12 protein-coding genes are annotated in these 14,865 nt (G+C 66.1%); 8 read left to right on the forward strand and 4 right to left on the reverse strand.

The genetic code is table 11. The features are described from left to right. Positions 1 to 2: 2 nt before the first annotated feature. From OG885_RS09510 to OG885_RS09545, 8 genes are all read left to right on the forward strand, one after another. The gene (locus OG885_RS09510; protein ID WP_405728983.1) at positions 3 to 1,205 is read left to right on the forward strand and encodes a sensor histidine kinase; all 1,203 of its coding nucleotides are present in this window, start codon (positions 3 to 5) and stop codon (positions 1,203 to 1,205) included. 654 nt (positions 1,206 to 1,859) lie between these two features. Then, positions 1,860 to 2,522 carry a TetR/AcrR family transcriptional regulator gene (locus OG885_RS09515; protein ID WP_405728986.1) on the forward strand — a complete coding sequence of 221 codons (663 nt, stop codon included), beginning with the start codon at positions 1,860 to 1,862 and terminating at the stop codon, positions 2,520 to 2,522. Between the two features lie 617 nt (positions 2,523 to 3,139). Next, positions 3,140 to 3,997 carry a rhamnogalacturonan acetylesterase gene (locus OG885_RS09520; RefSeq protein ID WP_405728989.1) on the forward strand — a complete coding sequence of 286 codons (858 nt, stop codon included), beginning with the start codon at positions 3,140 to 3,142 and terminating at the stop codon, positions 3,995 to 3,997. Between the two features lie 130 nt (positions 3,998 to 4,127). Then, complete coding sequence (locus OG885_RS09525; protein WP_405728992.1) at positions 4,128 to 5,084, forward strand: pectinesterase family protein; 957 nt, start codon at positions 4,128 to 4,130, stop codon at positions 5,082 to 5,084. Between the two features lie 449 nt (positions 5,085 to 5,533). After that, the gene (locus OG885_RS09530; RefSeq protein WP_405728995.1) at positions 5,534 to 6,391 is read left to right on the forward strand and encodes an alpha/beta hydrolase; all 858 of its coding nucleotides are present in this window, start codon (positions 5,534 to 5,536) and stop codon (positions 6,389 to 6,391) included. 458 nt (positions 6,392 to 6,849) lie between these two features. Further along, positions 6,850 to 8,502, forward strand: a complete 1,653-nt coding sequence (locus OG885_RS09535) for an LVIVD repeat-containing protein (protein WP_405728998.1) — start codon at positions 6,850 to 6,852, stop codon at positions 8,500 to 8,502. Then, positions 8,495 to 9,211 (forward strand): DUF305 domain-containing protein, encoded by a 717-nt coding sequence (locus OG885_RS09540; protein WP_405729001.1) that lies wholly within the window; start codon positions 8,495 to 8,497, stop codon positions 9,209 to 9,211. Before OG885_RS09535 ends, OG885_RS09540 begins: the two co-directional genes overlap by 8 nt. Before the next feature lie 289 nt (positions 9,212 to 9,500). Further along, positions 9,501 to 9,755: a hypothetical protein gene (locus OG885_RS09545; RefSeq protein WP_405729004.1), complete on the forward strand. Its 255-nt coding sequence runs from the start codon at positions 9,501 to 9,503 to the stop codon at positions 9,753 to 9,755. A 331-nt stretch (positions 9,756 to 10,086) separates the two neighbouring features. On the opposite strand, the gene OG885_RS09550 is transcribed toward OG885_RS09545, so the two are convergent. The 4 genes from OG885_RS09550 to OG885_RS09565 form a co-directional block, all read right to left on the reverse strand. After that, entirely contained in the window at positions 10,087 to 11,712 is a 1,626-nt protein-coding gene (locus tag OG885_RS09550) for a sodium:solute symporter family transporter (RefSeq protein ID WP_405742663.1), read from the reverse strand. Between the two features lie 11 nt (positions 11,713 to 11,723). Next, entirely contained in the window at positions 11,724 to 12,068 is a 345-nt protein-coding gene (locus OG885_RS09555) for a hypothetical protein (protein WP_405729007.1), read from the reverse strand. A 1,485-nt stretch (positions 12,069 to 13,553) separates the two neighbouring features. Next, positions 13,554 to 14,195 carry a polysaccharide deacetylase family protein gene (locus OG885_RS09560; RefSeq protein WP_405729010.1) on the reverse strand — a complete coding sequence of 214 codons (642 nt, stop codon included), beginning with the start codon at positions 14,193 to 14,195 and terminating at the stop codon, positions 13,554 to 13,556. Further along, the gene (locus OG885_RS09565; RefSeq protein ID WP_405729013.1) at positions 14,192 to 14,857 is read right to left on the reverse strand and encodes a TetR/AcrR family transcriptional regulator; all 666 of its coding nucleotides are present in this window, start codon (positions 14,855 to 14,857) and stop codon (positions 14,192 to 14,194) included. The genes OG885_RS09560 and OG885_RS09565 overlap by 4 nt, the downstream gene beginning before the upstream one ends. Between the last annotated feature and the right edge of the window lie 8 nt (positions 14,858 to 14,865).

Genomic DNA, 14,865 nt, shown 5'->3' on the forward strand with positions numbered 1-14,865 from the left:
CAATGATCACCAGTCTGACGCGCGGCACAGAGCGCCGTCGCCGTGTCATCGACATGCTGACGGCCCTCACTTTGTGGGTGGGCGTCGTACTCGGCCATTCGCTCACCACCCGCGACGGTGCGCCGCCGCCCGCCGCGTGGGTCGCCCCCTCCCTCGCCGCCCTCTCCTGTCTGGCTCTGCCGGCGAGCCGTCGGCACCCGCGTGCCGCTCTCGTCGTGACCGCGGTCGCCACCGTGGTCACCCTCTTGCTCGGGTACGACCTGAGCCCGCTGCTCCTGGGGCCCGTCATGGCCGGCCTGTACCGGCTGGCTGCGCAAGCCGACGCCAGGACCACCCACGCCTACGGCTTCACGACCGTGGCAGCGCTGATCTGCGCGTCCGTGATCACCGACCCGAATGATCTCCAGGTGGCCGGTCCCCTGCTGTGGCTACTGCTGCCCCTCGCCTGGGGACACACCGCCCGGCTCCAAGCCGCCTATCTGGAGGCCGTGCAGGCCCGTGCCGAGCATGCCGAGCGCACCCGCGAAGAGGAAGCCCGCCACCGTGTCGTCGAGGAGCGCATGCGTATAGCCCGTGATCTCCATGACGTCGTCGCCCACCACATGATCCTGGCCAACCTGCAGGCCGGCGCAGCCGCACGCTTCTCCCACACCAGGCCAGAGCAGTCGCGGGAGGTCCTCGCCGAGCTGAACGGCACCATCACCTCGGCCCTGCGCGAGCTCAGGGCCACGGTCGGAGTCCTGCGCCAAGACGACGAACCCCACTCCGCACCGATGGACCCGGCTCCCGGACTCGACCGGCTGCCTGAGCTGATCGCCGGATGTGAGTCCGCTGGAATCAAGGTCACCGTCACCGCTGAAGGGCAGCCCCGGCCGCTCTCCCCGGGCGTGGACCTGACCGCGTTCCGGATTGTGCAGGAAGCGCTCACCAACGTCACCAAGCACGCAGTGTCAAAGGCCGCGCACATCCGGCTCGAATACACGCACGCCCGCCTGCTCATCACGGTCACAAACGAGGAAGCCGCCACTGGCCCGGCCTCCGCCGGGTTCGGCTCGGGCCGTGGCTTCGGCCTCATGGGCATGCGAGAGCGGGCCAATTCCGTGGGCGGAGAACTGCGAGCCGGCCCCCGAGCCGCGGGAGGCTTCGAAGTCACCACCGCACTGCCACTCCACCTTGCCGCTGCGGAGAAGGTTGGAACCCCATGACGATCGGCCTCCTGCCTACCGACAATAGGACCTGCTGCGAACCACTTTCCGGACCCTGACTGACTCCTGCGAGGCCCGTGGAAGCCATCGGGCGAGCCCTCCAACGGCAGTGAAGCCGTGGAACTCGCCCGCGCCCACCATCAGACGTCGCCCTCACGGGTATCCCGATGCTTGTCGCAGAAGGCCTCATCACCACAGTTGCGATCGGACGACGATCCAGGGCCGGGCTGGCTAGCCACCACACACGTCCGCATCATCCCCACCTCCGGAACCGAAAGATCACGTCGCCGGATTCGTGGGCGCCGACGCCAGAGATCCTCAACGGGGTGGCGGGCAGACCGCCGAGGCGGGAGCTCGACTCAGGCAAGTCCGGCACACACGGCAGCCGCCCTGATCGGCGCAAGAGCCGACGACGGGAGGCAACCGGGCGATTCAGCGTGACGCGGACAATGGCCCCAGCATGGGATCGGAGCCCACACCAGCAAAACGGATACACTGATACCGTAAATCGGACTATCCTGACGCCTGCATGTCAGGACGGCGACTGACAGGGGGACTCGTTTCATGGCTTCCGAGACACCGCCTGTTCCGGGCAGTCCTGCTTGGTGGGCGACGCGGACGCCTGCTCCCGCATACCGTCGCGGACGACCCCCGTTGGACATCGACCGCATCGTCGACACGGCCCTGCAGCTCATCGACGAAGTCGGTGTGCAGGCACTGACCCTGCGGATGCTCGCGGAAGCCCTGGACTCAGGCACGGCCACCCTTTACCGCCATCTCAGAGGCAAGGACGAACTCCTCGTCCTCGTGGCCGACCGAATCCTGGCCGATGTGCATGTCCCCTCCGAGCAGGTGGATGACCTGTCTTGGCGGGAAGCCGCGACCGTTGTCGCACACTCGTTTTACGAATCCCTGCGTCGGCACCCCCATGCGCTGCCCTTGCTCGCAACCCAGGTGCACGTCGGCCCCAACGGCCTGCGCGTCAAAGAACGGCTCATCCGACTGCTCCTGAGCCACGGATTCACCGCCAGCCTCGCCGCCCGCACCTACACCGTATTGGGGCACTACGTGATCGGCCTGGCCATCCAACAGCACGGCCCAGGAGCCTCACGCCCTGAAGATCAGGCACACCTGCGGGATTTCTACCGCTCCCTGGACCCCGCCGACTTCCCCGCCACGTCGGCCGCGGCCGAGGATCTGACGTCCGTAGCCCTGCACGAGGAGTTCCGGTTCGGCCTGGAACTGCTCCTCCACGGCCTCGAGCAGGCCCGTCGCACCCCGTCCGAGGTCTCCGCAGCAAAGTCGAGGCGGCACTGACCCATGGTGGTCGTCGTGGATGCTCTGGCGTCTGTCGCCATCGCCATCGAGCAGTTACCGGCGCACGGCGACCCGGCGGACGGTCTGGGGGCGCGTCGCCGGGGCTGCCGGGCGGACGTGATCGCACATGATCAAACTCGCTGTTCGACGGGGCCCCGTCGCGCAATTCGCCGGACAGCCTGCGGGTCTCGGAGAAGAGCAGGTGTCTAGCCCGGTGGGCGAGGCGGCTGCTGCGCCCCGGCAGGGGTCTGTCCGGGCGACAAGCTTGCAACAAAGCCTGGCCATAAGTGACTTACCGCACCAGCAAAGACTTGCGGCCCCAGGGGCACCAGGAGCCCGGCTGGCGAGCAGTCGGGCTTGCCGCGGCGTTCAAACTCTCCGAGTCGTCGGATGGCTGCTGTGGCACCGGGCTTGCGTGCCTGAACTCGTCGGCGCCATCCGGCCGATGTTCGCTCCGAGACCGGCGACCTCGCCGAACACCCCGCCAGGCACACGACTCACAGCCTTCTCACAACTTCATCCCACGCCTGGACAATTTCCTCTCGACGGATTGCGATTGCCGCAACGAAACGACGCCCCTTCCCGCCGCACCGCGGCAATCCGAAAGGAGCGCAACCGTGAGACGTAGACCCCGTTGGCAGGATGTTGCGCGACGCTGGCGCACCCTGTTCTTAGCCGTGTGCCTGAGCGCGCTGCCGCTCGTCGTGTCCGGCCCCAGCACGGCTGGCGCGTATGCCGCCTCCCCGGTGCACGTGTACGTCGCCGGGGACTCGACCGCGTCCACCTACACCACTGGCCAGGCCCCCAGGACCGGCTGGGGACAGGCCCTCCCGGCCTTCTTCAACTCCAACGCAGTGGTCGTGAACGTTGCCAAGTCAGGCGCCAGCTCCAAGAGCTTCATCGACCTCGGCCGGCTCGACCACATCCTCGGCCTCATCACCAAAGGCGACTACCTGCTCATCTCGTTTGGGCACAACGACGAGAAGTCCGAAGACCCCAGCCGGTACACGATCCCGGCGACGACGTACAAGTCTTACCTGTCGCAGTACATCGACAAGGCGCGGGACAAGGGTGCAAATCCGGTCCTCATCACGCCGGTCGAGCGGCGCCACTTCAACAGCAGCGGCGTCATCGCGCCCAGCCACGGTGAGTACCCGGCCGCGATGACCGAACTCGCCACGGCCAAAGGCGTGCCACTGATCGACCTGACCACCTCCAGCACGCGGCTGTGGAACGCCCAGGGCGTCGAGGGCACCAAGAGCTACTTCATGCACCTGGCGGCTGGGGTGTATCCCAACTACCCGGACGGCATCGAGGACAACACCCACTTCCAGGCGTACGGCGCGATCCAGGTCGCCCGCCTGATCGCCCGCTCCCTCAGCAGCCAAGCCGTCATCCCTGCGGCCGACTTCCAGAAACTCGACGACAAAATCCCCACCAGCGCGATCGTCTGGCCCACCACCGCACCCTACTGAACACCCGTCACCCATCCCGGTGATCCGTCCGCCGCGCCCCAACGCGGCCAAGGGAAAGCAGCCGCACATGCCCCTTCTCACCAGACACCGATTCACACGTGCCCGCGCCACCATGGCCGCCTTAGCCACCGTGGCCACGGCTGTCACCATCGGCACCGATAGCGCCTCCGCCGCCACCGCGATCACGGTCGCCGCTGACGGATCGGGCAACTACACCACCATCCAGGCAGCCGTCGCAGCCGCCTCCACCGGAACCGTCATCACCATCAAGGCCGGCACCTACCAAGGGCAGGTCTCCATCCCGTCGAGCAAGTCCGGCATCACCCTCCAGGGCGCCACGGGCACCTCGACCGACATCGTGATCACCGGCAGCGCCCCCGCCTCCACCGCCGGAACGGCCGGCAGCGCCACCGTGCTGAACATGGCCGCGAACACCACGATCAAGGGCCTCACGATCGCCAACACCTACGCGGCCCACGACAGTCAGGCCCTGGCCCTGTACGCGGGCGGCGACCGGCAGGTCTACCGCAACGTCCGGATGCTCGGCTACCAGGACACCTTCCTGTCCTGGGGCGGCACCGGCAGCTCCCAGGTCCGCCAGTACGTCTACAAGAGCTACATCGAAGGTGCCGTCGACTTCATCTACGGCAACGGCGCACTCGTGATCGACAGCTCAACCGTCCGCTCGCTCGACCGCGCCAGCACCAACAACGGCTACATCACCGCCGCCGCCACCAACACCAGCAACCCGTACGGCATCCTCATCACCCGCTCGACCCTGCTGAGCACCGCCGCCTCGCAGACGGTGGCACTGGGCCGCTGCTGGCATGCCGGCGGCGCGGCGGACGCGACAGGCCAGGTGCTGGTCCGAGACTCCACGCTCGGCGGCCACATCCGGCAGACCGGTGCCTGGCAGGACATGGGCGGCTTCTCCTGGAAGACCTGCCGCTTCTCGGAGTACAACAACACCGGCTCCGGTGCCACCCAGGGAACCAGCGACCGGCCGCAGATGAGCGCCTCAACGGCCTCGGGCTACACCGCCCAGAAGTACCTGGCCGGCAATGACGGCTGGAACCCCGTGCAGTAGGAAGGACCGGCTGCGCCGAGGCGAACACGCGCGAGACGCTTCCAGCACACCGGCGGATTCGGCCTCAACAGCGCCTTGCAGGGCGGTCCGGCAGCACGAGCGCGGGGCTGCCAATCCGATGAGTTGGTAGGCAAATTCAGCAACCGTCGGCGGTGAGGCGTCGAAGCAGAGATACCGGGGGCGGGGCCAGCAGTCGTTTCGCTGGCCCCGCCCCCGCCCGCACTCTTGCCAGCGCACCACCGCAGCACGCCAAGGATCATGTCGGGGCGCTGGGGCCAGTTCCGCCGAGGGGATGGCCGGCGCGGGAGGTCAGGGCGGTCATGAGCAACACACCCCGATGTTGACGCCAATCAATTTAGAGTTGATACTCATCAACGTCGAGTGAGATTGATGATCATCAACATCTTTCCGCACGGTGCCGACGAAGCCACCTGCAGAGGAGGTCAACGGTGAAGCGCGAAGAACACGTGGTCGGCGATACATTCGTCTACCGGTTCGCTCAGCCGGACACCCATCGCTCCGAAGCCGATCACGTACTGCTGGTCCAGCACGGAATCGGCGGTCACGGAGGGATCTACGACACCTTCGGCGCCCACTATGCAGACCTCGGAGCCGAGGTGTGGTGCATGGACGCCCCGGGGCACGGCCGCTCCGTCACCACCCGGCCCGCCGGCCGGTTCACGCTCGAGGAATGGGTGGCGGCGGCCATCGATGTCGGCGAGTACATCGCGACGACGACGGATCTGCCCGTCTTCGTCATGGGCTCGTCGCTGGGCGCGGCGGCCGCCTACTGTGCCTACGCCAAATCGGACACGTTCACCGGCGCCGTGTTGATGGGTTTCGCGATCCCCTCGTCACCGCTGATCCCGGCCGACAACCCGTTCCGCACTGCAGCCTACGAGCAGATGGTTGCCCAGTTCGGCGAGGCCCTGCAGTTCGACATCGGCCGCTTCTACAACTTCGACACCGACTACGGCTACGCCGGCGCCGAACGCCAGAAGCGTGCAGACCCTCTCAACACGTGGTCGTACGGCTTCGCGGCGCTCGGCTCGCTGATGCGTTACGAGCCGGATGTCTCGCTGGCCTCCAACACTAAGCCCATCCTGTTCGCCGTGGGCGAGAAGGATCCGGTCTTCACCCCTGAGGTCGCCTGTCTGGTCGTCGACGCCACTTCCGGACCGGTGGAGCTGTACGTGCACCCGCAGGGCGTCCATCAGCTGATGCTCTTCCACACCGTCGACTATGCCCGCGTCGTCAGCGACTGGTGCCGCAAGCAGATGCTCACCCGGCCCGTTTCCGTCATCTGACTGGCGTGGATCAGCGCGAAGGCTGTGCCCCCCTGCTCGGCGTTGACGAGGCCGAACTCGCTCGCTGCGGCGAACCGGCCGGCTACGAGCCGCCCGCCGAGCCGTCGCATGTGTCGCCGAGACTGGCTCGCCACCGCGCACCCCTCCCGCCGCGCATAGAGCCACCCTCGCCGCTCTGACGGCAGACCCCGCCCGGCTGGGCCCACCAGTCACCCACCCCAGCCAGATCTTCGCGGTGGGCCTCAACTACCTCGACCACAGCGCCAAGACCGGCCTCACCGTGCCCGAATCACCGCTGGTCTTCACCAAGTTCCCCTCCTCCCTGGCAGGCCCCGCCGCCGACATCCCCTGCCAGCCTCCACCGCACGCTCACCAACACCTGCGACTGACCTCCCGCACCGGCACCCGCACAGCGCCTCCGTCGACCACGACTCGAGGCATCACCCCAAGAGGCCGACATGTTCACCAGCGCCGCGATCCTGGCAACACTCCTCGCTGTCGGGTCCACCGCCGCCGCCATCCCCAAATCCTTCGCCAGCCCCAAGAACGCCGCCGCCGCAGGCCGCCCCGGCCACACGAACCGCTTGCCGGAGGGAGACCCGCCGTATGGCAGGGGAGTTCACCGACGCCGCTCGTTCCCGTGGCGGCACAGAGTCATGGTCTTTGCGGTCGTCGCCTCAGGAGCGGCACTCGTCATTCCGTCGTCGAGTGCCGTTTCCGCCGATACCGGCGAGGGCGTGGCGAAGCGGGCGAACTGCGGCCCTGGATCGCTGCCAGAAACCGGAGTGCAGGGTCAGGTGCCGCTGAAGGACCGGGAGAGCGGGCGCAGCAAGCAGGGCTACCGCTGCAACTTGGAGAGACTCGGCGGATATCAGGGCGAGGGGGCCACGTACGTCAACCCGTCCTACAAGAACTGCGCCTACATGGGGACGTCGCTGGGCGGTGTGCTCGGGAAGAAGTCGCAGGGCACACAGGTGGTGGACGTTTCCGACCCGGCGAACCCGAAGCTCACGGCGAACCTGACCAGTCCGGCGATGCTGACTGGCACCTGGGAGACGCTGAAAGTGAACGAGAAGCGTGGGCTGCTGGCTGCCGTGTCGGCCGGCGCGGGAGTGGGTGGGCTGTTCTTCGACGTATACGACATCTCGCAGGACTGCGCGCATCCGCGGTTGCTGAACTCTTTTGCAAACAGCAGTTTCACGTTGCCTACAAACGTTCTCGGTCACGAGGGCGGATGGGCCCCCGATGGCAGGACGTACTACGCCAGCGGCCTGGTCGCGGGATCGCTGACTGCCATCGATGTGACGGACCCGACCAGGCCGCGGATCGTCTTCACCGGCGCAGCGGGGATTCCAGCAAACCACGGGTTCTCCCTTAGCACCGACGGCAATCGCATGTACATCGCGCGCGTGGCCCCTGCTGGCGTCGATGTGATCGACACCAGCCAGATCCAGAGCAGAAGACTGCTGCCGATGATCAGGCAGCTCGGCCATGTCTCCTGGAGCGACGGGCTGATCACCCAACACACCATTTCGATCACCCATCAGGGGAAGCCCTATCTGGTGGCAGTGGACGAGTTCGGTGCCGGTGGCGTCAAGTTCATCGACCTGAGCGACGAGCGGCAGCCAAAGGTGACTGACAGACTGAGGCTGGAGATTCAGACGCCGCAGCATGTGGACGAGCGCCGCGCTGACACCACCGGGAATGGACTGTTCGGCTACGAAGCGCACTACTGCTCGGTCAACCGTCCGGACGAGCCGACGATGATGGCGTGCAGCGAGTTCCAGTCTGGCGTGCGCGTGTTCGACATCCGCGACTTCTCCACGCCACAGGAAGTGGCCTACTACAACCCGCCGGCACAGCCCGACAAGCGCGATGAACTCAAAGGTTCTGAGCACGCTTCGGGTCTCTTCACCGGCGCGCTCAGTGGCCTGGTGCTGTCCGATATCACCAACTACGACATCGGCTACGCATCCCTCGAACCTGCGAATTTGTCTACTGACTGGTGCACCTCGCCGCCGCGGTTCGTAGGCGAGGACCAGCTATGGGTCACATGTCAGGACACCGGTTTCAACGTACTGCGTTTCACCAACGGTGTGCACAATGACTGAGAGGGAAGCCTTCGCAGGCTCATCCCTACAACGCCGGGTCTTCTCCCCGGGAACGCTGCTCGTCTTCCTCGCGGTCGCACTCCTCCTCGTAGCCGGATACGTGGCTGTCGCGTTGCCTGGGGACCGCGGGTCAGCCTCCGGCCGTCCGTCCGATGTGGATATTGGATTTGCCCAGGACATGGTGATGCATCACCAGCAGGCAGTGACGATGGCTCAGATCGTGCGTGGCAGGGTCGGTCCGCAGATCGCCGCTCTTGCCTACGGCATGGAGTCCGATCAGCTACAGGAGATCGGCCAGTTGGACGGATTCCTCGATCTGTGGGGAAAACCGAGACTGCCCAGCGGAAAGTCGATGACGTGGATGTCCGGCAGACCGAATGTGAGCAGCCACAGTGCGCACGACGGCCACCTCATGGTCGAGCAGCCGACGGAAACGCACCAGTCTGACATGCCAGGGATGGCGACCCAGACCGAACTGAACCAGATGCAGGAAATATCCGGCAGAAAACTCGAAGTGCGGTTCCTGCAGCTCATGCTGCGACATCACCAAGGCGGGGCACCGATGGCAGCCTATGCCGCACGGTACGCTGCGGTTCCTGCCGTACGCGCCGTCGGCCAACGAATCGCGTTCGCCCAGACCCTCGAAATCGAGCGTATGACCGTGTTCCTGCAGCAACGCGACGCACAACCCCTGCCGTCGCCGGTCTAACAAGATTGCGTCGGGGGTCTTGGAGTTTCGCGGTGCGGCAGCATGGTCGACAGACAAGCTCGGGTGGTTCCGTTGACGGACGCAGCTGTCAAGGTGCCAGTTGTCCCTCGGCGCCCGTTCCGGTGAGCGGGGCCTACCTCTGACCGCGCGGGTGGCTTGGTCGAGTATCCCGGGCGGGTAGACGGCGATATGAATGCTGACCGGCTGATGGGCTGGGATGCGACGAGGACACCGGCTGGTATCCGCTTGACGAGCGTCTGGGTCTCTCCCCTGCTCAACTGGGGCCTGCTTGCCGCAACCCCTGTCGGGCTGGCAGGCCGCCGAGCGGTCAACTACCCGCATCGGCTCCAGGTACACGATGGCCATGGAGCTGGACGATCCGGACTTCCATCACAGGGTGCTGGCCAGCGTCCGCCGCGGTCTCGCCGACGGCGACCGTGGTGAGCGGCTCCTCGACCTCGCGCTGGCCCGCTTCAAGAGGATCGGACGGCCTCGTGCGCGAGCGCACCAGACAGCGTCCTCCGCCGAGGCCGGGGCCGGGTGATGGATGCCGCTTGCGCCGACAGGCCCGGTTCTCGGCGGCATGCGCTAGGGCGGACTTTCGTGCAGGGCCTCGATCCGGCCCCCGTCGCCTGACGTGTGCGCATCCGCTCTAGCTCGGTCGGCCGAGCCGCCTCACTCGCTCGCGGTCTGATCGAGCCGCTCCACCTCGGTGTGCTCACGCGCGGAGCCCCGCCCGAATGAACGGGCCACTTGTCTCTCGTAAGTAAAGCCCTGCGCGCGAACCGGCCGTCGGCCTGCCCCAATCCTGAAAAGGACCGCCTCGCAAGCATAGAGTCCCCGTCACGCGGATGAGGACTCATCAAAGATCGAGGTTAGTGGCGTGAAATCAAAATTTCCTTTCCCGTCAGAGTTTTGTATTGCATGTGGCGGAAATCTCGCCCGGAATTTTTGGGCGAGGTAATACTTCCGACCCATCCCAGGATGAACGCCGCAGGCACAGAAACCATGCCTGGGGCTTGAAAGGGATACCAATCGAAGCTGGCCTTCGGCCAGAGCGCCCACTCGGCCCCTGAGACGGCGGGCGAGAAGACCGTGAGGATGACGCAGAGCAGTAGTCCGCCGTAGACGGACCACACTAGTCCTCTGCGGTTGAACCGATTCCAGAAGAACGAATAGATCAACACGGGGAAGACGCATGAAGCCGCCACGCTAATTGCGAAAGACACCAGAAACGCGGTCTGGTACTGGCGCAGAGCAACGGCGAGCGACAGGGCCACGGTGCCCACGATGACGGTCGCCACTCGTAGTGCTCTTACCTCTCCAGTTTCGGTGCGGCGGCGTTTCCCGCTGGCGAAGACGTCGTGGGCGAAGGAGACAGCAGCAGCAAAAGTCATACTCGTCACGGTGGTGAGCACGGTGAGGAAGATGACGCACGCCATGAGGGTGATGAGCACGACGTGTCCTGTCGAACTGTCGGGGAGTAGGGCTGCGGCCAGCTGAATCGGGGACGACTGCCCGGTGGCATCGACTACCCCTATGCCGGCGGCGCCGACTACGGCCGCTGCTGCGAAGCCGGTGGCGATCAGAAGGAAGACGAAGACGCCGACCAGTCCGGTGGCGATACTCATGGAGCGCCGCGCAGTCTGCCCGGTCTGCGATGCGCCGATCCTCAGGATGAGGTGGGGCATCACGGAGGTACCGAGGATGACGATTATGTGAGTGCCGAATGTGTTGAGCGCCCCCAGGCTCACGGTGTACGGCCACAACCCCGGCCTCAGATAGTCGTCCGGCGCTGCGCTCTTCTCTACTGCGGCCGACAGCAGAGAGCCGGGATCCCACTCGAATTGCTTGAGGGCCAGCAGTGCGATCACAGCAAGCGCCACCAGGATGATCGGCACCTTGGCGACATGCATCAAACTGTTGCCCCTCAGACCCGCCACCGCGGCGAAGCAGGCGACGAGGCAGCCAATCAGCACTGTGCACAGCACCTGGGCCCCGTCGGTCGGCATGCCGATCAGGAGGGCCGTGCTAACGCCGGCGGCGCGCAGTTGGATCATGAGCATGGGAATCGTGATGGCAAGGGTCACTGCGCTCGCGGCCTTACGGGGCCCAGGGCCTGACGCCCGCAAGGAGAACAGGTCACCGAGGGTGTAGCAACCGCTGTTTCGTATCTTCTGCCCGAGGAGCAGTATGACGCCGAGCATGATCAGACCGTCGAGGGCGAAGGTGAACCCGTCGTAGCCGAACAGGGCGACGCTCGCGGAGACCGTCAACAGAGTGACGACCGAGATCTGTTCGCCGGCCATGGCGAAGCCGTTGAGGACCGAGGAGAGGGAGCGGTCGGCGACGTAGAGCCTTTCCGGGTTGGACTCCTCTGCTGTGGCGAGCGCGAAGAGCCACAGCAGAGAGACTCCGATGAAGACCAAGAAGGCAACGATCACGGGGCGTCTTGTGCCTGCACCGATGGGGTCGAGTACGCCCGAACTCAGGATGTCCATGGTCACTGATGTCACCGCCGAAATCCGTGGAAGGTGGCAGCACCCGGCACCTCGCCAGGGAGCGCGTCGGACGTCAGAGCCTGTTCGATGAGATCGGACGAACGTGTACTTCGCACGTCGTAGATCCAGGCCGTAGCGATGAATAGTGCGCACTGCGCGACGCCCCAGGCCATGCCCAAGGTGAACTTCCCGTACATCGCCACCGCAGGAACGTCGGTGAAGCAGGACAGCACGATGCCGACAGTGAAGGGAACGGCGTTGACGACGAGGAAGGCGCGCTGCGCACGGTGCGTGACTTCGCGGAGGCTGTCCAGGAGTTGCACCTGCGCCGCATCGCGCGCGGGGCTCTGTGTCATGGGGCAACCAGGGGGCGTGCAGGGGGATATGGGTGCACTGAATCTCCAGGGAGTGAGGGTGGATAGCGGCGCAGCACAGAGCGTTCAACGCCGGGGCAGGGATTTGGCCCCGACGGAACAGCGATGAGGAGGGGCGAACGGTGTGGGCGGCCCAGTCGAAACACAGCACGCAGCACGGGATGCGCTGCTCGCAAGTCGCCACTCGATGCACAGGGTGCTGTGCGGGGGCTGGCGAACGACCCCGGACGCAGGGCCTGGCACAGACCGCCAAGCCCCCGACAGTAAGGTGAAAGCGTGCGCGCACTCACAGACCCGCAGTTGCTGTGGTGCGCCGCGCTGCGATCAGAGAATCGCGAGTCCGTAAGGACCTGTCAACAGCCTGTGACGTGTGTGGTACGTCACTAGGTAACTCGGGTGGTGCGACTTAACCCCGGGCTTCCTCAAGGTGGCCTGGGAGGACTGTGAGGGCCGGTTCCCGTGCTCGGGAAACGAGCCTGACCGGCGCTTCGAGGAGCACGCCGCAGCGGCCCTCGACGCCGGTACGGCGGCCACGAGATTGAGTCCATTCTTCGGGAGCAGGTGCGTGCCCCAGGAAGTAGCCGGAGATCTGGTGTCCGAAGCGCCCGAACCGGGTGCGCGGACGGCCAGGTTCGCGGCACCGAAGGCGTCCAGACCGGGAACCAACGCGAGCGCGTCGTCGCCCTGGGGAGGTCGATGACCTCGCCGCGGCCGGTCAGCCAGATCAGGGACACCGCGTTGCCGGTCGTACGTTCGTAGGACCGGCCATACGGTCCGCAGGCATTCTTGCCAATGATCCCCCCGATCGTTCACAGGTGGCGGTTGACAGATCGGGGCCTAAGCGGAGTCCGTAGGGGAGGGCCGCGTGCGGGAGAGTGCTCAGATCTGCTCCAGGTTCGACCACTGCCGTCGTGGTGCCGGGGTCTGACCAACAGGACGCGATTCATGAAGCAGAAGAAGTCGATCACGAGGCGCCCGGGCCCGCGGCGTTGCCCGCGCAGGCGGTGCCTCCTCCTCCGACCGTGACGGGGACCCAGCGGGTGCGGGCGGCGCCGACAGCTGCGATCACGTCTTGCGTCGCCTCGGGCGCGAGCACGGCGCGGGAGAGCGATCCGGTAGTTCGAGGCGTCGGTCGAGTGGAGCACCCAGTTCTTCTATGCGGTCAGTGAGCCAGACGAACGTCACGCATTCCGCCGTTGCCGCGAGTGGTTGTGGACGGTCGGCCAGGCACCCCAACCTGTCTGGCATCTCCCACCTCTGCGTGCCGGCCTTGAACCGCCAGACCACAGAAATTGGACTCCTGCCGCATCTACTCGGGACACGGCCCTACTCGCCAACCGGCAGGCATGGTGCGATGAACTCCCGCTTCGACCTATTCAGTTGCCCTCGCGTCACGGAAGATGGTCTGCCGGTCCGGGCCGCACTGCGAGCGTGAATCGACAAGCTGTTCACGACCCGATGCGCGTACTAGCAGGGCAGCAAGTGTCCGACTGAGTGTTCCAGGCGCCCCCGGTGTAGTGGGACGCAGTCGGGCGGGAACTCCTGGACGATGTCGGCGTCGAGTGCGCGCAGTCCGGCAAGGAAGCGGGGCAGATGCTCCATGGCGCCGGTGGGCAGGTCGTGGAGGACCACGAGGCTCCAGTCCCGGGTCTTGACGTCCGCCAGGCAGCGTTCGGTCCAGCCGTCGGGGTCGTCCCAGTCGTGCGGGACGCTGTTCCACAGCACGGTGGTGAAGGCGTTTTGTTGGAGGTAGGCCACGGCCGCTGGGCTGAGGAGTCTGCGGTCCAGGACGCCGCCTCCGCCGTAGGGGCGGAACAGCCGGTCGGGGTGGGCGAGTTCGCCGATCAGGCGTTGGGCCTCGCCGATCTCCCGGCCTGGGACTCGGGGGTCGTCTGTGTCTCCGAACTGCATGGAGTGGGTCAGCGTGTGGTTGCCGATCCAGTGGCCCTCTGCTGCCGCGCGCTCGGCGACGGCACGGTTTTCGGGCTGCGCCAGGTTCTCGCCGACCACGAAGAATGTGCTGTGTATCCGTTGCTGGGCAAGGACGTCCAGGACGTGCGCGGTAACGGGGGCGGTGGGGCCGTTGTCGAAGCTCAGGGTGACTTTCATGTGGGATCTCCGGGCCGGGTGCGGTGCTGCAGTCCGGCCAGGATCAGGTCCGCGACGACGGTGGCGTGCTCCTCGATGGCCTGGGGGTCAAGAGGATCACCGGGGCCGATGCGGCGAGCCAGGCCGATGAGGCTGAAGGGGGCGCTGGCGCCGTGCGCGATGAGGAAGTGCAGGGTGCGCCTCGGCACTGGGGCGATGACGCCCTCGTCCATGAGCCTGAGCAGCGGGGCGCTGAGGGCAGCGATCGTCGGCGCGATGTGGTGGTCGTAGAGGTGGTCGAGGCGGGGGGTGTCGGCGACGCCTTCGATGGTGAGCAGCCGCAGAATCTCGGGGCGGCGGGCGTGAATGTGGATGAAGCGCCGGATAACGCGGCGGAACTGTTCCAGGGGCCCACCTGTGGTGTCGTCGAGTTCCGGTAGAAGCTCGGCCTCGATGTTGCTGAATGCGTGGTCGACGGCGGCGTACCAGAGCTGTTCCTTCGAGCCGAACCGCTGGTGGACGAGATTGTGGCTGACGCCGAGTTGGCGGTTCAGCGCTGCGACGGACGCCCCGTCGTAGCCCTTGTCAGCGAACATCCGCAGCGCTGCGTCCAGGATCTGGTTGAGGGTCGCGGGGGCTTGTTCTGCCGGGGGGCGTCCGGCTCGGGGGGTCGGGGTTCTCATGGGCGCAT

The organism is Streptomyces sp. NBC_00028 (genome assembly GCF_045041065.1).
Taxonomy (GTDB): domain Bacteria; phylum Actinomycetota; class Actinomycetes; order Streptomycetales; family Streptomycetaceae; genus Streptomyces.

Excerpts from the sequence above, each read along its gene's own strand:
- OG885_RS09510 (WP_405728983.1), top strand. The coding sequence starts at position 3 with ATGATCACCAGTCTGACGCGCGGCACAGAGCGCCGTCGCCGTGTCATC.
- OG885_RS09535 (WP_405728998.1), top strand. The coding sequence starts at position 6,850 with ATGTTCACCAGCGCCGCGATCCTGGCAACACTCCTCGCTGTCGGGTCC.
- OG885_RS09540 (WP_405729001.1), top strand. The coding sequence starts at position 8,495 with ATGACTGAGAGGGAAGCCTTCGCAGGCTCATCCCTACAACGCCGGGTC.
- OG885_RS09550 (WP_405742663.1), bottom strand. The coding sequence starts at position 11,712 with ATGGACATCCTGAGTTCGGGCGTACTCGACCCCATCGGTGCAGGCACA.
- OG885_RS09555 (WP_405729007.1), bottom strand. The coding sequence starts at position 12,068 with ATGACACAGAGCCCCGCGCGCGATGCGGCGCAGGTGCAACTCCTGGAC.
- OG885_RS09560 (WP_405729010.1), bottom strand. The coding sequence starts at position 14,195 with ATGAAAGTCACCCTGAGCTTCGACAACGGCCCCACCGCCCCCGTTACC.
- OG885_RS09565 (WP_405729013.1), bottom strand. The coding sequence starts at position 14,857 with ATGAGAACCCCGACCCCCCGAGCCGGACGCCCCCCGGCAGAACAAGCC.